The 19,249-nt window shown below is 45.1% G+C and carries 20 protein-coding genes; 14 read left to right on the top strand and 6 right to left on the bottom strand.

What is annotated here, in order from left to right:
- The first annotated feature begins 84 nt into the window (after window positions 1-84).
- Window positions 85-567, top strand: a complete 483-nt coding sequence (locus tag QZ938_RS16255; protein ID WP_293153554.1) for a hypothetical protein — start codon at window positions 85-87, stop codon at window positions 565-567.
- A gap of 376 nt (window positions 568-943) precedes the next feature.
- On the opposite strand, the gene QZ938_RS16250 is transcribed toward QZ938_RS16255, so the two are convergent.
- On the bottom strand, window positions 944-1,447 hold the full coding sequence (locus QZ938_RS16250; protein WP_293153557.1) for a hypothetical protein: 504 nt from the start codon (window positions 1,445-1,447) through the stop codon (window positions 944-946).
- Between the two features lie 445 nt (window positions 1,448-1,892).
- On the opposite strand from QZ938_RS16250, the gene aroA reads away from it, so the two are divergent.
- On the top strand, window positions 1,893-3,248 hold the full coding sequence (gene aroA / locus QZ938_RS16245; RefSeq protein ID WP_293153560.1) for a 3-phosphoshikimate 1-carboxyvinyltransferase: 1,356 nt from the start codon (window positions 1,893-1,895) through the stop codon (window positions 3,246-3,248).
- Between the two features lie 137 nt (window positions 3,249-3,385).
- Here aroA and QZ938_RS16240 read toward each other — a convergent pair whose 3' ends face one another.
- Together QZ938_RS16240 and QZ938_RS16235 are read right to left on the bottom strand one after the other, a co-directional pair.
- Window positions 3,386-3,820 carry a CAAD domain-containing protein gene (locus QZ938_RS16240; protein WP_293153563.1) on the bottom strand — a complete coding sequence of 145 codons (435 nt, stop codon included), beginning with the start codon at window positions 3,818-3,820 and terminating at the stop codon, window positions 3,386-3,388.
- A gap of 196 nt (window positions 3,821-4,016) precedes the next feature.
- A complete protein-coding gene (locus tag QZ938_RS16235) occupies window positions 4,017-5,021 on the bottom strand; it encodes a 2-hydroxyacid dehydrogenase (RefSeq protein WP_293352404.1) in 1,005 nt (334 codons plus the stop codon).
- Window positions 5,022-5,266: 245 nt separating this feature from the next.
- Between QZ938_RS16235 and QZ938_RS16230 the strand changes: the two genes are divergently transcribed.
- The gene (locus QZ938_RS16230) at window positions 5,267-6,271 is read left to right on the top strand and encodes an ion transporter (RefSeq protein ID WP_293352406.1); all 1,005 of its coding nucleotides are present in this window, start codon (window positions 5,267-5,269) and stop codon (window positions 6,269-6,271) included.
- Between the two features lie 97 nt (window positions 6,272-6,368).
- Here QZ938_RS16230 and QZ938_RS16225 read toward each other — a convergent pair whose 3' ends face one another.
- From QZ938_RS16225 to QZ938_RS16215, 3 genes are all read right to left on the bottom strand, one after another.
- Entirely contained in the window at window positions 6,369-7,103 is a 735-nt protein-coding gene (locus QZ938_RS16225) for an energy-coupling factor ABC transporter ATP-binding protein (RefSeq protein WP_293360022.1), read from the bottom strand.
- A gap of 133 nt (window positions 7,104-7,236) precedes the next feature.
- On the bottom strand, window positions 7,237-7,896 hold the full coding sequence (locus tag QZ938_RS16220; protein WP_293153575.1) for an energy-coupling factor transporter transmembrane protein EcfT: 660 nt from the start codon (window positions 7,894-7,896) through the stop codon (window positions 7,237-7,239).
- A complete protein-coding gene (locus QZ938_RS16215; RefSeq protein ID WP_293153578.1) occupies window positions 7,889-8,815 on the bottom strand; it encodes an energy-coupling factor ABC transporter permease in 927 nt (308 codons plus the stop codon). The genes QZ938_RS16220 and QZ938_RS16215 overlap by 8 nt, the downstream gene beginning before the upstream one ends.
- A 521-nt stretch (window positions 8,816-9,336) precedes the next feature.
- Between QZ938_RS16215 and QZ938_RS16210 the strand changes: the two genes are divergently transcribed.
- From QZ938_RS16210 to QZ938_RS16160, 11 genes are all read left to right on the top strand, one after another.
- Window positions 9,337-9,969, top strand: a complete 633-nt coding sequence (locus tag QZ938_RS16210) for a hypothetical protein (protein ID WP_293153581.1) — start codon at window positions 9,337-9,339, stop codon at window positions 9,967-9,969.
- 58 nt (window positions 9,970-10,027) lie between these two features.
- Window positions 10,028-10,501, top strand: a complete 474-nt coding sequence (locus QZ938_RS16205) for a hypothetical protein (protein WP_293153584.1) — start codon at window positions 10,028-10,030, stop codon at window positions 10,499-10,501.
- 54 nt (window positions 10,502-10,555) lie between these two features.
- On the top strand, window positions 10,556-11,248 hold the full coding sequence (locus QZ938_RS16200) for a hypothetical protein (RefSeq protein WP_293352408.1): 693 nt from the start codon (window positions 10,556-10,558) through the stop codon (window positions 11,246-11,248).
- Window positions 11,249-11,364: 116 nt separating this feature from the next.
- Window positions 11,365-11,799, top strand: a complete 435-nt coding sequence (locus QZ938_RS16195) for a ferritin-like domain-containing protein (protein WP_293153590.1) — start codon at window positions 11,365-11,367, stop codon at window positions 11,797-11,799.
- A gap of 399 nt (window positions 11,800-12,198) precedes the next feature.
- Entirely contained in the window at window positions 12,199-13,149 is a 951-nt protein-coding gene (locus QZ938_RS16190; protein WP_293153593.1) for an FTR1 family protein, read from the top strand.
- A 438-nt stretch (window positions 13,150-13,587) separates the two neighbouring features.
- Entirely contained in the window at window positions 13,588-13,725 is a 138-nt protein-coding gene (locus QZ938_RS16185) for a hypothetical protein (RefSeq protein ID WP_293352410.1), read from the top strand.
- Between the two features lie 289 nt (window positions 13,726-14,014).
- Complete coding sequence (locus QZ938_RS16180; RefSeq protein WP_293153650.1) at window positions 14,015-14,752, top strand: response regulator transcription factor; 738 nt, start codon at window positions 14,015-14,017, stop codon at window positions 14,750-14,752.
- Window positions 14,753-15,338: 586 nt separating this feature from the next.
- Window positions 15,339-16,376, top strand: a complete 1,038-nt coding sequence (locus QZ938_RS16175; protein WP_293153596.1) for a chlorophyll a/b binding light-harvesting protein — start codon at window positions 15,339-15,341, stop codon at window positions 16,374-16,376.
- A 128-nt stretch (window positions 16,377-16,504) separates the two neighbouring features.
- On the top strand, window positions 16,505-17,980 hold the full coding sequence (locus tag QZ938_RS16170; RefSeq protein WP_293352411.1) for a chlorophyll a/b binding light-harvesting protein: 1,476 nt from the start codon (window positions 16,505-16,507) through the stop codon (window positions 17,978-17,980).
- 106 nt (window positions 17,981-18,086) lie between these two features.
- Window positions 18,087-18,422 carry a hypothetical protein gene (locus tag QZ938_RS16165; protein WP_293153599.1) on the top strand — a complete coding sequence of 112 codons (336 nt, stop codon included), beginning with the start codon at window positions 18,087-18,089 and terminating at the stop codon, window positions 18,420-18,422.
- A 95-nt stretch (window positions 18,423-18,517) separates the two neighbouring features.
- Complete coding sequence (locus tag QZ938_RS16160) at window positions 18,518-19,033, top strand: transcriptional repressor (protein WP_293153601.1); 516 nt, start codon at window positions 18,518-18,520, stop codon at window positions 19,031-19,033.
- Window positions 19,034-19,249: the final 216 nt, after the last annotated feature.

The following is a 19,249-nucleotide window of genomic DNA, read 5'->3' as shown; positions in this document are numbered from 1 at the left end:
GTAAATCTCAAATCTAAAAATGGAAAATCGACTGAAACACTCTACTACAACATCCTATAATTTACTTTTTGCAACCGAGGATTCATGTACTTTTTTCGCAAACAGATTGCCATCCTGTTCGTAGTTTTTGCTTGCTGTACGCTGACGATTAGTTGCAGCGGCGATAACCGAACTGTCCAGTGTACCAAACTTATTGCAATTGTCACCAAAGGCAGCGCTCTCATCAATTTTAAGAACGGCACCTACGATGCTGCAACGAGCAAGAACTTAGCTAAAGATTTGAACCAGACAGCTAAAGAAATTGAAGCTTTGCGAATCACAGATGCAACCCTCAAAGAAATTCAGGGGCCGTCGGTTAAATATTTCCGGGACATGGGTCAAGGACTCGGCGATATAGGTAAAGCTCTTGAGGCAGGAAATCGGGCTTCTACAAGTATAGAAGGTCGAGAGCAAATCAAAACAGCTCAAGCAGATATTATCCAAGCCGGACAGCGGGCAAATCAAGCAGCCAAAAGTCAAGATGTTTTGACTGCCAAACTGATTAATTATTGTAAGAGCGATCGCTAATTCAACAGTTGACAGTTGACAGTTGACAGTTGACAGTTGTAGAGCGACCTCTACCTATAAGTCAGAGGATTGAAACAGTGAATAATTTTGTTTTATTTCCCCCTCGAAGGAGGAGGCTTTAAACAGTTGACAGTTGACAGTTGACAGTTGACCATGGGAAAGCGATCTCTACCTAAAAGTCAGAGTATTGGAGTAATGAATAGTCCGATCGTAATTTCTACGCCCAAGGGAGAGGCTTTCAATCAATTCTTTCTGGTAAACCCATTCTTCTTGGTAAGTAATTACAAAAACAAGCAGAACATCAATTAGACTACCCAGCAAGATGTTATTGTTTTTGGCGATCGCCTACATCACAACCAATCACCAATGACAAAATTCAATGATGAATTTCTAGATTCAAAATATAGGAACCGAGTTGTACTTTTTCCGACCACAACTCATATTCTAACCGCAGGTGTTCCGGTTCCGGCTTGCCTGTCAGGGTCAAGTTGCGGGTGAAGTTTCGGAGGCGCAACTGTTCGGGAGTCGCCAGCGATTCGCCCTGAAGCCAATAACGGCTCAAGCCGTACATTCCGCGTTCCCAGCAGTGGCGGTAACTGTACTTGCCGTTTCCTTGCATCGTCATAATCACTCGATAGGGCGAAACTTCCAGCCACAGCAACCGGGGTTTTGTAGTTGTGGGCAATATAGCGACTTGCTCGGCAGAGTCGTCGGATTCGTCGGCAACTTGGCGATCGAGTATTGCTGGTTCGTGCAACAACAAGTGAAAGCGATCGCGGTCTTTTTGATACAGGGTACCAGCGGTTTCAACAACTGACCACAAAGGTAAATCTGTGGATACCAGCGATAAACTTACGGGCTTGCGATGGTGCGTCAGCATAAATAAAAGTGTACGAGTTATTGTGGTTCGGGCAGTTTGAGATTTGAGATTTTAGAGTTTTGATTTTAGATTCTAGATTTTCTCGGCTCCAAATTCCGGAACTTTTGATTAAAAAACATACAAAATCTACAACTCGCAGTCAGAAACATAAATTTTTTCAGTCCAAAGTCAATTATCCGATCGATAACTCAGAGCTGAACCTGAAATCTCAGCAGATATACGGACTGTAATTGTGAAATTAAGGTAAAATCCATGCAGTGGTATCTCCTCTCCCCTGTAGCCCATCGCAGTTTTAGCAAATAATGGAACTGTATCCACCTGCTCCCAACCCTTATGCAGTCTGTCATTCCCCAATCTAAAATTTAAAATCTAAAATCTAAAATGGTATGACTTAGGACTGGGAAAAGGTTAGGATAGCTAACGCCGTCCCATCCTAGTCTATCTCATGCAAGCTGCCATTATAACTACTTCGCCCCAGAGCGAAAGTCAAACTTTAAGCATTCAAAAACCTGCCTCGGGCTTGTCGCTGCGAGGCAGGATTCGAGTTCCGGGCGATAAGTCGATTTCTCACCGCGCTTTGATGTTGGGTGCGATCGCCCGCGGTGAAACTACAATTGAGGGACTGCTGCTAGGAGAAGACCCCCGCAGCACTGCTAAATGTTTCTCCCTTCTGGGAGCATCGGTTTCGGAACTCAACGAGGAACGGGTGACTGTCCGGGGCGTTGGAATTGGTGAGTTACAGGAGCCTCTGGAAGTCTTGGACGCGGGTAATTCCGGCACGACGATGCGGTTGATGTTGGGAATTTTAGCCTCTCATCCGGGGCATTTTTATGCGGTAACGGGTGACAGTTCTTTGCGATCGCGCCCCATGTCACGGGTAATTAAGCCGCTGCAACAAATGGGCGCGCAAATTTGGGGTAGAAAGAGCAATTCTTTAGCTCCTTTAGGGATACTCGGACAGCAATTAAAGGGGATTCACTACCATTCTCCGATCGCCTCAGCTCAAGTTAAATCCTGCATTTTGCTAGCCGGTTTGATGGCCCATGGAGATACTACAGTCACAGAACCCTCTCTTTCGCGGGATCACAGCGAGCGGATGCTGCGGGCGTTTGGAGCTAAATTAACCGTCGATCCAGAAACTTGTAGCGTGACAGTCAGTGGCGGAGCGCAACTGCAAGGACAGAATGTAATTGTACCGGGAGATATTAGTTCGGCGGCATTTTGGCTAGTTGCTGGGGCGATCGTCCCAGGTTCCGAACTCGTAGTCGAAAACGTCGGCGTCAACCCAACTCGTACAGGTATTTTGGAAGCTTTGGAAATGATGGGCGCCGACATTGAACTGCAAAATCAGCGAGATGCTGCGGGGGAACCGGTAGCAGATATCTTGGTTCGCTTTTCCCCACAGTTGCGGGGATGCACCATTGCTGGCGACTTAATTCCCCGACTGATTGACGAAATCCCGATTTTGGCAGTAGCCGCAGCCTTTGCGTCGGGTACTACCATCATTCGAGATGCGGCCGAGTTGCGAGTCAAAGAGAGCGATCGGCTGGCCGTGACTGCTGCGGAACTCAACCGCATGGGAGCCAAAATTACCGAGTTACCAGACGGTTTGGAAATTACCGGGGGAACTCCGTTAACTGGCGCGGATGTTGACAGCTACACCGATCACAGAATAGCAATGAGTTTGGCGATCGCAGCCCTCAGCGCCACAGGCGTTACTAACATTCACCGGGCCGAAGCCGCTGCCATTTCCTACCCTGACTTTACCGCCACTTTGCAACAAGTTTGCCATCCTAATTGATAGTGGGCATTGGGCATTGGGCGGAGCGTAGCGGAGGGATTGGGCATTGGTTGCTGGTTACTTGTTATCGGTTATTGGTATACCCTCACAAATAACCACTGACTAATGCACTGATGACTAATGACTGATGACTTCGTCTAAGAATCTCGACCGACAACTTGTTCTTTTAAAGAATCAATTTCCGTTAACAACTCTTTGCGGCTAGTAGCATTGAGCAAATAGCGGTAGACAAACCAACCCGTATATCCGATACCAATCAACTCAAAAAAGGGAGCTACCAAAGGGACATCATTAAGAGCATCTAAAACTCCCAGCGTTACCTTAATACTAATAGCGCCTGCCAGGATTAAACCAATAGTTACCAGAGGTTTTTGATATTCAACAAAAAAGGTTGAGAGATAAGCTGGAAGCTCGGACAAAATTGTGAGAATTTGATCTTTAATATCTTGGGAGTGGCTCCCTGGAGTTTCTGAGGTCATTGTAGTAATGACCCCCGGCTGGTCACTCACTAGGTCTACTGTCACAACTTCAGTGATAGTTTGCGTGTCGTCAGAAAAGTTAGCTTGGGTCATGGGATAGTTCCTCCGTTGTCAAGTAAGATTGCACGCTTTGAGTTGCTGCCAATATAATTATCTGGCAATTAGCACAGCATTCAGGCTGCTGGGGCTAATTGATGAGATTAAGGCAGAGCTTCACCAATTGCAAGCAAAAATAACGATATGGGTTGATTTTAAACAATTCCCCCCGTTGAAAAATCGCTCTTTTGACTCATTTTTTGACTTCCCTGAGGTCGATTTGATTGGCACAAGTGCGTCCTTGTTCAAAATCGGTGATATTGCCGATCGTGGTTTCAGCGATATTTTGCAACGCTTCCTCGGTGAAAAAAGCTTGATGTCCGGTAATCAGGACGTTGGGGAAAGTCAGCAAGCGCTGAAATACATCGTCTTGAATCACCTGATTTGACAAATCCTCAAAAAACAGATCCGTCTCTTGTTCGTAAACATCTAAGCCGAGGTAGCCAATTCTACCAGACTTCAGTCCTTTGGTAACAGCTTTAGTGTCGATCAACTGACCGCGACTGGTATTGATCAACATCATCCCCGGTTTCATTTGCCCGATCGCCTCTGCACCGATTAAATGATAAGTTTCTGGTATCAGCGGACAGTGGAGGCTGACAATATCAGAGTTGGCGAACAGTTGGGCCAGCGCCACGTATTCCATCCCCAAGGCTAAGCAATCAGGGTTTGGGGAAACATCGTATCCCAGCAAGCGACAGCCGAATCCGTGCAGAATTTTGGCAGTTAGCGCCCCTATTTTGCCAGTTCCGACGATTCCCACCGTTTTACCGTGGAGGTCAAAGCCCAACAAGCCGTCTAGGGCAAAATTCCCTTCGCGGACTCGGTTGTAGGCGCGGTGGATTTTGCGGTTGAGGGACAAAATCATTGCGACTGCGTGTTCGGCGACGGCGTAGGGAGAATAAGCGGGAACTCGGAGAAGAGTTAAGCCTAAATCGCGGGCTGCTGCTAAATCGACGTGATTGAATCCGGCCGATCGCAAAGCCAACAACCGAACGCCATTTTGGGCGATCGCCCGGAGCGTTTTTGCGTCCAAAGAGTCGTTAACGAAGGCGCAGACTGCCGGAAATCCAGCAGTCAGAACGCTAGTTTCCAAGTTCAGGCGCGGTTCAAAAAACACCAACTCGTGTTTGTCGGCGTTGGCTGCTGTCAGAAAAGTGCGATCGTAGGATTTGGTGCTGAATACGGCTACCTTCATGATTTTTGCCTGCAAATCCAGTAATAGTTGGCGATTCCTTCCAGATTAACTCTCTTTCCTTACCACCACCCCATTCCCTCAAAAAACTTGGCTTCCCTGAGAAATATGGGGTTTCGTGACGATAGCATTTCTGAAGCAACCCGATTTTTAGCCCGATCGCAAATCCTGGTGACGTTAGAAAAAAAACTGCTTAAACTATAGTAAAGCACGAGCCTTCACTTACTAATTATTTAGGAGAAACTCAGATGCGAAAACAACTCAAAACAATAATTCATGAAATCTTAGAATCCTCAGAAAGCAGCAATTTCTACAGCTTAGCAGATGACATTTTTATCACCTGTTTGATTTTGATCAACGTCGCAGCTTTTATTGCTTCTACTTCGCCTCACTTGTTGCACGAACACAAAGTATTGTTGGAACACATCGAAATTATTTCATCCTTAGTGTTTACAATAGAATATGTTTTGAGGTTGTGGGTATGTACAGTAGATCGCAGATACAGCCACCCACTTTGGGGAAGATTTAGATACAGTCTGACACCGCTAAGCATAATCGATTTAATCTCAATTTTGCCATTTTACGCCTTGCTATTGTTTCCGAATTTAAGCTTCGTTAATTTAATTCGACTCCTCCGTTTGTTGCGCTTGCTAAAAATGAGCCGTTATTCAGAGTCTGTAAGAACTCTAGGAGCAGTATTGTATGCAAAAAAAGAGGAGTTAATCGCCACTGCATTTGCCGTTTTCATTCTGTTAATATTTGCATCTAGCGTCATGTATTTTGTTGAATACGAAGCGCATCCAAAAGCTTTTGGAAGTATCCTCGATTCAATGTGGTGGGGAGTTGTGACATTGACGACTGTCGGCTACGGCGATATTTATCCTATCACTCCTTTAGGTAAATTGTTAGGAGCAATGTTAGCATTTTTAGGTATAGGAATTTTTGCACTGCCGGCTGGGATAATTGCTTCGGGTTTTTCCGAGGAAGTGCAAAGGAGAAAACAAGAAAAAATTGGGGCAAATTTAGACCAATCTGCTAATTGTCAATCGGTACAAATGCTCGGGGAAGTCGAGATTGGTTTTGAACAACAGCAAAGGGCGATCGCGCTTTACGTCGAAAGTTCCGCCGAGTTAATGCAAATGTGCATCAACTCAGCGAAACAGAAGCTAGGAAGTCATATTGAGAATGAAGAAGTTCTTCGGGATTTAGCTATTCATCTGTACAACGAAACTGTTCGCAAATTCCAGCTTTAATCGAAGCTAAATATTATCTATCGATTACAGGTTCGTAGTGAGGACTTTAGTCCGCATTCCTGAAGGACTGAAGTCCTCACTACGAACCAATGATTAATTACCAATCTGGCGGTAAATTGTAATATTCAAGAGTCGATCGATCTTTGAGCAATTCTTGAGTTTGTTCATCCACCCGAATCTGACCATCAGCCAAGATTAACGCCCTTTGAGTCGTTTTCCCAATCCAGTTCAAATCGTGGGAAGCGATCAAAATTACCTCGATCGGCAATTGCGACAAAACCTTAGCCAAATGCCTACGCCACGATGGATCTAGTCCATTTGTTGGCTCGTCTAAAATTAAAATTGCCGGCTCTAATGCTAAAATAGCCGCTAATGCTGCTAACCTTCTTTGACCCCCAGAAAGCTCGTGGGCCGAACGGTTAGCAAATTCTACCAAACGGAATTCGTCTAATAAGCTTAAAGCCCGATCGCGCGCCATCTCCAAAGATACCCCATAATTGCGCGGTCCGAACATCACATCCTCTAAAATAGTTGGCATAAATAGCTGATCGTTAGCATCTTGAAAGCAAAACCCAATCTGCCTCCGCGCTTCCGATAAAGTTGCCTGTTCTAGCTTAATTCCCTGCACTCTAACCTCGCCAGATTGAGGCATTTTCAAGCCGATTAAATTTTCCAGTAAAGTGCTTTTGCCAGCACCTGTTAAACCAAGCAGAGCAACTCTTTCTCCCGGTTGTAAGGTGAAGGAAATTCCTTGCAATACAGGTTTTTGCTGCGGATATCCGAATACTAAGTCTTGCACTTCGATTGTTGGCGTCATTTTGAGATTAGTCAATTTTTGTTTACCTCGATTTTGGGATTAAGAGTTTTTAACCGCAGAGGGCGCAGAGAGCGCAGAGAGAGGAATTGAGAAGGTAAAAGGTAAAAAGTTAAAATATAGATGCACGAATTAATCAATTCCCAATGCCCTATGCCCAATTCCCATAAGAAGCTATTGTTAATCCGACTGCGGTTAAAATCGTGACTGTGAGCCAGAATCGCTCTTTTGATGTTGATTTTGACTCGGTGGGTAAAGTTCCTTTGTAGCCGCGAATTAGCATGGCTGCGTGGACTCTCTCGGCGCGATCGAGACTTCGCAAATAAAGAGCTCCTATCATTGAAGCACTGGCGTATCTCAGCCATCCTACGCTACCCGACAAACCTCGCAGTTGAGCGGATCGTTTCATCCGGTTGACTTCTGCGAGCAATATTTCTAAGTATTGTCCAGCTAAAAGCACAATCTCTTGTAAGCCTGCTGGTAGGGGCAATCCTTTCAGGGCAATTCCGAAACTGTGGGGCGGCAAAGTTAGCAGAAAACTGTTCATAATTAGCAGGCAAATGAGGGAACGCAGCAACAGAAAACTCGCTCGTTCCCAACCTTGGGGTAGCACTAATAAGGAGAGGAAAATTAATTCTGCTCCTAATAGTTGCAGCAGGGTTCGCAGCGGTGCTTTCAGCCAAAGTGACCAAAAAAGTGCGATCGCCCCATAGATGCCCAGCCACAGCCAAGCACCCATTTTCATAAAACCAATCCCAATCACAATCGTGAGAGACAGTCGCAATCGAAAAGGTATTGATAATTTAAGCATCTTTAGATTTCACCAACTGAGCAATCCCAAAAGCCGTACCGAAACAAATAGCAGAGCCTAAAACTCCAGCAATGCTAGTACCTATTGGTTGTTCTTCTAATCCTTTAACACCGTAACCAGCTAGAGGAGTTGGAATCTCAATCGCCACAGCTTCTTTATCTTTAAAACCGTATTGTTCTGCTACCGCTTCTAACCCATCAGGCCAACTTGAAGCAAACAGAGAAAGCACGCCACTAATTAATAAAACTCCAATTACTGGCACTAGCCATTTCTGTAATTGTGGCTGTTCTCCTGGTAACAAATCCGGCCGTACTTTCACGAGATAAGTTAAAACGCCGCCTGTAATTAGCCCTTCACCAATGCCAATTAAAATATGTATGCCTACCATTGCTGGCAATGCGATATTCAGCGGTACTGTACCAGAAATTGCCAATTCAATAGCCACACAAATTGAAGCGGACACAACACTGAGGGCGGCCGCAATCCCCGCAGCTAGCGGCAAACGATTTCTGGAACCTCCCAATAGTTGCTGCAATGGCTGCAACAGCCACCAGCCAACCCAAATTCCGACTAGCCCCATATTAAAAATATTCGCTCCCAGTGCGGTGATGCCCCCATCCGCAAACAAGACGCTCTGAATTATAAAAACCGTACTCATCGCCAGAGTTGCCGCCCAAGGGCTGCCCAAAACCACGGAAGCTAGCGCGCCTCCCAACAAGTGCCCGCTGGTGCCACCTGCTACAGGAAAGTTAATCATCTGGGCCGCAAACACAAAAGCCGTGGTTAAACCCATGACTGGAGCTTGTCGCAACCCAAGACTGGCGCGGGTTCGATTTAGGGCAACTGCAATAACTGCTGCGCTTGCTATGCCCGTGGCAATTGCTACGGGCGGTGAAAGAAAACCATCAGGTATGTGCATCGATATCTCCAAAACATGAGAACTCCCAACCTTTTAGTCAACTCTTTTTTACAAAACTTTACAATCCCCTCTGGGGGGATTTTTGCCGATTTTGGTTTCAGAAGCCACGTATTATCGGCTTTTTGATAACTATTATCAATAATTCGCGATCGACCAGGCAGTAAAATTCATGAACAGTAAGGCTTTTATGCAAATATTAAAATAAAATTAACAAAAGACTGAAAGTCAATAATTAGTTTTATTATCTGTTTTTGAGAATAACTTGCATTACTAGCTTTTTAAAAGAAGCAGCAAAAATGCTCATTAGCTAGTAAAACTAAAAGTTTTGGGTGCTCTAAAAACTAAAAAGCCGGATTCTATTGCTAGTTAATGTCCTTTTAGCAGTATTTTAAGGCGATCGATCGCGTGAATGTGCGATCGACTCCTCCGCACGGCTTGTATTCTCAAGAAACTCAAAATACTAATGCAACTATTCTCAAATACGTTCCCGAACAATCCAAACTCAATGAGGCCCGATAGCGGTGCAAAATTCAATCGAAAAATCAACTACCGATTTAGTTCCATCTGAATTTCCCAGACAATTAGATATTGCTCAAGTTTCTGTCTACGGGCTGAGCATTTTATCCGCTGGTTTATTTCTGTTTATGCCTTTCGTTAACGTACTCCATCCCAGCCCTTGGCAGCGATGGATGGGAACCATTCACGGCATGGGTTCAATGTTGGCATTAGTAGTCATGGCTTATACCGGACACTTAGCATTTCCCTTGCTACGGGGAGTCGGTAAAATCTTGCCACAAATGCGTACATTAGCCTTTTGGTCAACTCTTTTGAGTTTTTTAGCCATTGCTACTGGCAACTTATCATATATGCGCTATCGAGCAGGTGCAGATTTCGGTGGAGCTCGCGCTTGGCTGAAATCAAACTCGCCTTTAGTCCAGTATGTTTTGATGGAATACCACGAATTTACCGTGCTATTTACTTTGCCATTAGCAGCAGCTTGCACCTGGATTTTGTGGTACTACGGCGACTCAATTTTAGAGAAAAAAAATCGCCCCGTTTTAGCAGCTACTTCTGTAGCTTTGATGGGAATCATGTTTTTTGCAATGGGCGGCATGGTTACCGGACTTGGTGTTGCTAAAATTCACGCTCTTTAGTTAGTTTTTAGATTAACTAATGACTAGCAACTAACAACTCAATCTAGGAAATCCTGAAATGACTCGACAGTTATCCCGCGACAAATCAGCGACCAATGAACCTATTTACGGCAAAATCTGGAGCAATCTCAAAGAATTTCCACAAGGATTAGCTGAGGGAGCAGCAACTCCGCCGAGTAATTCTGGCCCGGCTGCTGCTGCATTAATTAGTGCTGGCATTGGTTGTTTCACAATGATGGTGAGTCACCACTTAGGGGACACATCCAAAGAGATAAACGAAATGCTTTGGAATCTCGGCACTTGGATTCCCGGAAGCAAGACTGGTAACGAAATGTGGGGCAATATCGGCAGCTATACCGGTAAGGAAACTATGTTGCTTATCGGTTGGCTAGTCAGTTGGCCAATACTGTATGCAATTTGGAAGAATAAAAGTGTTAAAAGTCGCACCATATTTTTCTGGATGTTTGCTTTGTTAATGGCTTCCACAGCTATGTCTTGGCATCCTTTGTTCCCCTATTTGCCGTTAACTTAAGTAATACGAGGTTTGATGATGGAAACAAAAAGTAAGCCACTCCCGGCGAGGGAGATGCACAAATTCGTTTGGGTTGGTGTAGGACTTTTTACTCTTGTATGCGTGACTTATCCCATTGCTATGTGGCGCGTCACTCAAATGGAAAAGTTTCGTGGTATTTATGTCAAGTCTTTGACAATTGAGGGCAAAGAACCCGCGAAGAAGGTGGCAGATGCTAGCATTGTTGCTAAGGTAGCGGAACCAGCTATTGCCAGTAGCCCAGCACCTTCGGCTTTAGTGGTTGATAGTACAAAAAAACTGCCTGAAAAGTCTCCTGAAATTGTGCCTGTTGCGAATAAGTCTCCTGAAACGGCTATTGCAAGTAGCCCTACAGATAAGACTGTCCAAGCATTGCCTGTGTCAGCGGGTAAGCAAGAAGTTCAGGCGGTGGAAGGAACTAATCAGACAGCGGAAATTACCGATCGCACCAAACTAGATGAGTTAGCTCTAAAAGTGTACGATCGCATCAATCAGACTTGGCAAGCTAACCCCACATTCACTCAAAATCTAGTCTATCGAGTCACTGCAAGTCAAGACGGGGCGATCGGCAACTTCGAGCCCCTCAACCAACCAGCCAAGGATTACACCCAAGAAACCCCCCTGCCAAATCTGCTCAAATCTGCCCAAACTACCAGCAGCAGTGCAATACCCGTAGCTAAATTGACAGTAGTATTTGCACCTACTGGAACCTTAGAAGTTAACCCCTAACTCAGATACAACATCCATCCCGTAAGGTGCATAATTTGCACCTTACTTTTGCTTGTTAACTAAAATGTGATATTATAAACACCACCCTGTTAAGCATTCTACCTCTCAGACAACAAATGAAAGAACTTGACGAGAAAAAAACCCAAGAACTGCTATGCACCATCATGGAATGGGAACTAGCAGGAGTAGTGCGCTACACCCACTATGCACTCATGGTGACAGGGCCAAACCGAATTCCCATCGTGCAGTTTTTTCAAGCACAAGCAACCGAATCCCTACTCCACGCCCAACAAGCCGGAGAAATTTTAACAGGTTTAGACGGACATCCCAGCCAAAAAATTGCCCCCATCGAAGAAACATACAAACACTCCATCAAAGACTTGTTGGAAGAAAGTTTAAATCACGAGAAAAAAGCGCTCAAAAAGTATAAATCCTTACTTGAAGTCGTCACAGACTCCAGCGTTTATCTCGAAGAATACGCCCGCACCCTAATTGGACAAGAAGAATTGCACCAAGTGGAACTAAAAAAAATGCTGCGGGATTATAGTTGAGTTAGTCATTAGTCATTAGTCATTAGTCATTAAGGGTAGGGTGCGTGGCTACCTTGAATCCCTTAAAAAAATAGATGATCTCGGAGCGACGCACCTTGCTATTGTTCAATACCCCGGACTGTTTTTTGAGCAGCGACCCAAAGCCTCATTCTACCGTTAATATTTCACAGAGGCTGGAGCCCAGAACCCCCATTCTACCGTTGGTCATTGAAAACTGTCCGGACTATTGATTGTTAGTTGTTATTGATTGCGATAGATAGCAGCTTCTGAATAACCTATGACTATTTGACTAATAACCAATAACCCTTCGACCCTTCGACTCCGCTCACGGTACTGCAAATAACTAATAACCAATAACTAATAACCAATAACTAATAACCAATAACCAATAACCATATAATGAACTTTACTGAAGCCATCCCAACCTTTGTAATTACTCTCCGTGAAGGCGTAGAAGCCGCCTTAGTCGTCGGAATTGTCCTAGCTTGCTTGAAAAAAGCCGACCAAACTCACCTCAATTCTTGGGTTTATGCAGGTATCGCAGCAGGCATTGCTGCTAGCGGTTTTGTCGGTGTTTTATTCAATGGATTGCTCGCAGCACTATCAACATCAAATCAGCCTTATGCACCCGTAATTAAACAGCTATTAGAAGGCGTATTGGGAATTTTTGCGATCGCCATGCTAAGCTGGATGCTAATTTGGATGACTCAGCAAGCCCGCTTTCTCAAAGCCGAAGTTGAAGGCGCACTTACCGCAGCTTTAAAATCAAACACGAATGCTGGCTGGGGCGTATTCGGCTTAATTTTTATCGCCGTACTTCGCGAAGGTTTTGAAACAGTTATATTTATCAGCGCTCAATTTCAACAAGGTTTAACTCCAGCTTTAGGTGCTGTGGGCGGTTTGCTTGGGGCTGCAATCATTGGTTCCCTAATTTTTAAATGGGGTGTCAAAATAGATATCCGCCAGTTTTTCAAATTTATGGGAATCTTATTATTGCTAATCGTCGCCGGTTTAGCAGTCTCTGCACTCAAACATTTTGACGCCTCCGCTGCCATTTTGTCCCAGACGGATAGCCAGTATGCAGCAATTTGTGTTTTTTACGATCGCACGGCACCAATCCACTCCTGTATTTTAGGCCCGATGCTGTGGAATGCAGCCGGAGTTTTGCCCGATCGGCAATTTCCGGGAGTGATTCTCAAAGCGCTCTTTGGATACCGCGATCGAATCTATCTTTTGCAAGCTGTTGGTTATACAATATTCTTACTAACAGTCGGCGGTCTTTACTTCCAAAAATTAACCCCTCAAGCGACTCTTCCTACCAAAAATACTCAGCCTGCTCGGCCTCAGTAGCCTTAGCCTTGCTAGCAGTTTTTATCCTTTGCTTGGCTGCTCGAAGGGCGATGTTCATTCAGTTGACAGTTGACAATTGACAGTTGACAGTTGACCGCTTGAGGGCAACCTCTACCTGGAAGTCCGAGTAGGGGAGTAATGAATCGTCTGATTTTAATTTATACGCCAAACCGAGAGGCTTTCAACCAATTATTTCTGGTAAAAAATTCCCATCAAAAAATCCCCTCCTATTTTCAGGTTCGGGGATTGATTATTTGAATTATGTATGATACCATTTAATAATGGCAACATAGTTTATTTTTTTGATAAATACTTATATTTCTATTATTTAATAATACCGTCAATAGCGACAAAAAGCAAGTGGCAATCTTCAAAAAAAAGAAAATTTTTTAACTAAACCTAACAAAATTTTAAAAGTTAACAACGAGCGGTTAACAGATGTCTCAAAAACCGGGCTTAAGTGTTACAGCATTTAAGCAGTATATTTCAATGACCCGTTATCGAGTCGCCAAATCCTCTATCCGAATTCCCCTGTCTGAGTCGATCGCCACAGACAATCTCTGGCACCCGCAGTAGCTTACCCTTAGCGCCATTGCCTGAAGTCGCAGGCAAACCCAGAAGAAACAGGAAGCTGTTCTTGCCGGCAAAAAATCGACTCCCAGCAAGATTTTTGGCGAACAGTTTTCTGATATGCGCTCAAGAGGGCTTATAATTAGTACAAGAATATTTACAGAACCCTAAAAGTTCTTAATGAACCTTATAATCCTTAATGCAGCTTAAAATTAAAAAATTGCTCCTTAAAGTTACCTGGAACCCCCAGAAGGCTGTAGCCTCCGCCATCTGGTTAGCGGTGAGATAAATGATGATGCCTCGGATACTTGTTATTGATGATGACGCGGCGATCGCCGAACTCGTAGCCGTCAACCTAGAAATGGCTGGCTACGAAGTCACCCAGGCAGAAGACGGCATCAAAGGTCAGGCACTAGCAATACAAATGCTCCCCGACCTGATCATGCTAGACCTGATGCTGCCTAGAGTAGACGGATTCACAGTGTGTCAGCGATTGCGGCGTGACGATCGCACAGCCGACATACCCGTCTTGATGTTGACAGCCTTAAGTCAAACTCAAGATAAAGTAGAAGGCTTCAACTCCGGCGCCGACGATTACCTGACCAAACCCTTTGAACTAGAAGAAATGCTGGCACGAGTGCGAGCCTTGCTGAGGCGCACAGACCGCATCCCCCAAGCTGCCAAACACTCAGAAATCCTGAATTACGGCCCGCTAACTCTTGTCCCCGAAAGGTTTGAAGCTGTTTGGTACGTTAATACCGTCAAACTGACTCACCTAGAGTTCGAGTTGCTGCACTGCTTGCTCCAGCGCCACGGTCAGACAGTCTCTCCCAGCGAAATTCTCAAAGAAGTCTGGGGCTACGACCCCGACGACGACATCGAAACAATTCGCGTACACATCAGACATCTGAGAACCAAGATGGAACCAGATCCCCGCCATCCTCGGTACATCAAAACCGTATACGGCGCGGGTTATTGTCTGGAATTGCCGAGCAACGAGCAAGTCGCCGAGGAAAGCAAATCCTCTGCTTGAGCTAGCGCCCCAGATGCGACGAGCAATTAAAAATCTAGCTAAAAAAGCCTGAGAGCAAGTGTTCTCAGGCTTTTGATTTGAAAGGAAGGAAGAAAGAAGAAGGAAGAGGCAAGAGGAAAGAGGGAAGAACTTGTATCGGCAGGGCTGTTTGATTCTCAGGAAAACCAGAATTTTGTAGGGTAGTGCCCCGTGCCTACCCCCCGCCCACGAGGGCAACCACGGGGGGATTGCCCCTACAAAGAATGAAACAGCCCTATGCCTGTACCGAGGGCTTTGTACCCTGGAGGTTTTTGGTCAATTGCAACACCTTAGTAAAATTCTTTATCAATAAATCTAGATATATTTCACGATCCCTAAATCCATACCAATCAGAAAAACTCTGGTTATCGATCCCTCCGACTCCATGAAACCCTTATAAAACAGTCTTTTCCGCAGCCTTGTTACATATCTAAACCAAACTTAATGAAAAACTTTATCAAAAAGACTTGACTCAGCCAGCAAAATTGTTGATTATCTATATCAATAAGCTCCACAAGCTTAAGACTCAATTGACACTGTTCTCAAGAGGTAACTCGCCGTGACAAGCATGGCCAAAAAATCCTTCCCAGCCGAAGGAGAAACCTTTCCCTGGTGGGCCGGCAACGCCCGCTTAATCAACCTTTCCGGTCGCTTGCTGGGCGCTCACGTCGCCCAAGCCGGCCTCATCGTCCTCTGGGCGGGAGCCTATAGCCTGTTTGAGCTTTCGCGATTCAACCCAGAATTACCCATGTACGAACAAGGCTTGATTCTGCTACCAAACCTAGCCAGACTCGGCTTAGGTGTCGGAGCCGGAGGCAAAATTGTCGATACTTATCCGTACTTTCAAATTGGTGTCGTACACCTCATCAGCTCAGCCTTTCTCGGCTTCGGCGGCATCTTCCACTCCCTCAAAGGGCCAGCCACCCTCGAAGAAAAAACTCCTTTCTTCGGCTACAGATGGGAAGACAAAGACAAAATGACCACCATCTTAGGCATCCACCTAGTTTTGTTAGGTATTGGAGCCTTCTTGTTGGTGGCCAAAGCAATGTATTTCGGTGGTTTGTATGATACCACGATCGGGCAAGTGCGCGTTATTTCGGAACCGACTTTCAACCCGACTGTGATTTTTGGCTACCTGTTCGGTGCAGGCGGCAAAAACTGGATTGCCTCTGTTAACAACCTCGAAGATGTTGTCGGCGGCCATATCTGGGTAGGAATTCTCTGCATAGTCGGCGGGTTGTGGCACATTCGCACCAAGCCTTTTGCCTGGACAGAAAACCTGTTCGTCTGGTCAGGAGAAGCTTATCTCTCTTACAGTCTCGGCGCTTTAGCTTTAATGGGCTTCATTGCCGCCTACTTTGTTTCAGTCAATACCCTGGTTTACCCAGTTGAATTCTTCGGCCCAGCTTTAAAAATTGGCATCCAGCAATATCCCTATTTCGATAGCGGAGAAGTTTTGACTTCTCGCGCTTGGCTGGCAAATTCCCACTTCTGGTTAGCCTTCTTCTTTTTGCAAGGACATATTTGGCACGCTTTACGATCAGCAGGATTTGACTTCCGCAAAGGCGAAGTCGCGAACCAAGTTGCAGCGAATGCGGCCAGTTAATCAGAATTTACGCGCGGGGGTCAAAAACCCGGTTTCTGCACCAACATTTCTCGAAAAAAGCGACAACTTTTGCGAGAAACCGGGTTTTTTGGGCAACTCCAATTCACCGAAATTAGAGGAAAGCGAAAATGCAAGCAATAGCTGAACCGAATTTACAACTAGAGCCGGAAAAGCCAGAAAGCGAGTACGGCTGGTGGGCTGGTAACGCCCGTTTCACAGAATTTTCAGGACGTATTTTAGGAGCTCACGTCGCTCACGCAGGTTTGATTGTACTCTGGGCCGGGGCGATGACCCTGTTTGAAATTTCCAATTTCAACCCGCAGCAGCCTATGTACGACCAAGGTTTAATCCTACTGCCGCATTTGGCAACTTTGGGTTTGGGAGTAGGAAAAGGCGGTCAAATTGTTGATACATATCCCTATTTTGCGATCGGAGTTGTGCATTTAATTAGCTCCGCAGTTCTCGGTGCCGGCGGGCTTTACCATTCCTTGCTCGGCCCGAAAGTATTGCCCCAAAACAACACTTTCTTTGGTTCCTTCGGCTACGACTGGGAAGACAAAGATAAGATGACCAGCATCATCGGCATTCACCTATTACTATTAGGTACTGGTGCTTGGCTGCTAGTCGCAAAAGCCTTATTTTGGGGAGGTCTTTACGATCCCCACGTCGCGGATGTACGGATAATTAGCGAACCAACCCTCAATCCCATCCGCATTTTTAGCTATCTCTTCCCCGTACACGGCCCGGAAGGAATGGCAGCAGTTGACAACTTAGAAGATGTTGTCGGCGGTCACATTTATGTTGGCTTGCTGTGCATCATTGGCGGTTTCTGGCATATCTTCACCAAGCCTTTTGCTTGGGCCAAGCGAGTGTTGTTTTGGTCGGGAGAAGCTTACCTTTCTTACAGTTTGGGCGCTTTGGCTTACATGGGCTTTTTGACTGCCTACTTTGTGACAGTAAACGACACTGTTTATCCAGAGATTTTCTACGGCCCTGTGGGTTTAACCGGCCCGGAAGCCACAGTAGTTTCTTCGCGGACTTGGCTGGCAACAAGCCACTTTATCTTAGCGATTTTGGCGCTTTCCGGTCATATTTGGCACGCCCTGCGCGTTCGTACAAAAGCGGCGGGGTTTGATTTTCGATCGGGCGAATTTGTAACGGCAACTCCTGCTATGGTTCCAGTTGCAAGTGCAACGACAACCGTAAGTTTTTCTGACACGACTGTAACTTTTTTGCGGAATTTGCCGATTTACCGCAAGGGATTGTCTCCCATAGTCAGGGGATTAGAAGTTAGCTTGGCTCACGGCTATTTCCTGGTAGGAGCTTTTGCAGTATTGCTGCCTTTGCAAGAAAAAGGTTTAGCACCTCTGGCAGCATTGCTGGCAACTCTGGCATTAGTCTTGATTTTGGCAATGGGCCTCTCGATTTACGAGAATCGGAACATCGAAGCAGGTAAAGTTCTTTACTGGCACAAAACCTCGGAAGATTGGAGTTTATTCCGGGGCGGTTTTTTGCTCGGAGGTACGAGCGGAGCTTTCCTTGCTTATTTGCTGCTAGACAATTTTGCTGGCATTGATGCAATTTTCCGAGGAGTTGTGAACTGAGTTCAAAATAGAATCTGAATCCAATTTAAGCAAGAAATTAGAACTTTGTTTCTTGCTTAAATTGGCTCATTTCTGGATTTGTATGTACTGTTGAGAAAATCACCCTATGACTGTTTTTATTTGCTGTTTCTGTATCGGGACTGTGATGGTTCTGTTTTTGTGCAGTATTTCGGTAGCGCTGCGAGAAGGATTCCACCAAATTCGGCGACTGCATCAAATTCCGTGTTCGGATTGCGAGTTTTTTACTAATGACTACCGTCTCAAGTGTACCGTGCGGCCGTCTGTTGCTTGTACTGAAGATGCCATCGGCTGTACTGACTTTGAACCGAAAACTTGTTTTGCCAATTCCTGTCAGCGACATTGCTCCAGACTTCACAAAGCTTATACAGAAATACCGACAACTAATTCTCCAATTACATCTGCCGAAATTCTTTCTTCCTAACATCCGTTAAATCCGTTACAGAATCCATTGCCGAACTTCCTGACATCCGTTAAATCCATTACAGAATCCGTTGCCGAACTTCTTCCTTCACAAATATGAATTTATACAGTCCTAACTCACTTAAACTCGAACTAAACCAGAGGGGTTGCCGCTTGACACCCCAGCGAGAAACTATTTTGAGCGTCTTTCAAAATCTGCGGCAAGGCAATCATTTGAGTGCCGAAGAGTTATATAAAACTTTACAGAATCAAGGAGAAGGAATTGGCTTATCTACTGTTTATAGAACACTGCATTTATTAGCCAGAATTGGAATTTTGCGCGAACTAGAATTAGCAGAAGGACACAAACACTACGAACTAAATTTGCCTGAATTGCACCACCACCATCACCTGGTTTGCATTCAGTGTCACAAGACTTTTGAGTTTAGCGATGAATCGATTTTAAAGATTGGTAAGAAACAAGTTGAAAAAGCTGGTGTAGAACTGCTAGACTGTCAATTAACTGTGCGTGCTGTTTGTTTGGAAGCCTTGCGGGAGGGATGGCCTTCTTTGTTGCCGAGCAATTGGTCGTGTCCGAGATATCATTCAGAACTTGAGGATAAGGTTAGTTAAGTTGGATGAAATAAACCACGGGAATTGGTTATTGGTCATTGATAATTGATAATTTCTTGTTAGTTATACCGTTTTGAAAAAAATCAACAAGAGATTTGCTGGGTTTGTTTCGTCCACCTAATGTGCAAGGTGCGTCGCTATGAGATTATAGGTTAAATTTACGGATTGTTCGCAAGCGACACACCCTACGAATACTAATGACTACTGCCAACTGCC

The sequence above is a fragment of the Microcoleus sp. CAWBG27 genome (assembly GCF_020883145.1).
Lineage (GTDB): Bacteria > Cyanobacteriota > Cyanobacteriia > Cyanobacteriales > Microcoleaceae > Microcoleus.
This window is presented reverse-complemented; position numbering and strand designations above follow the sequence as displayed.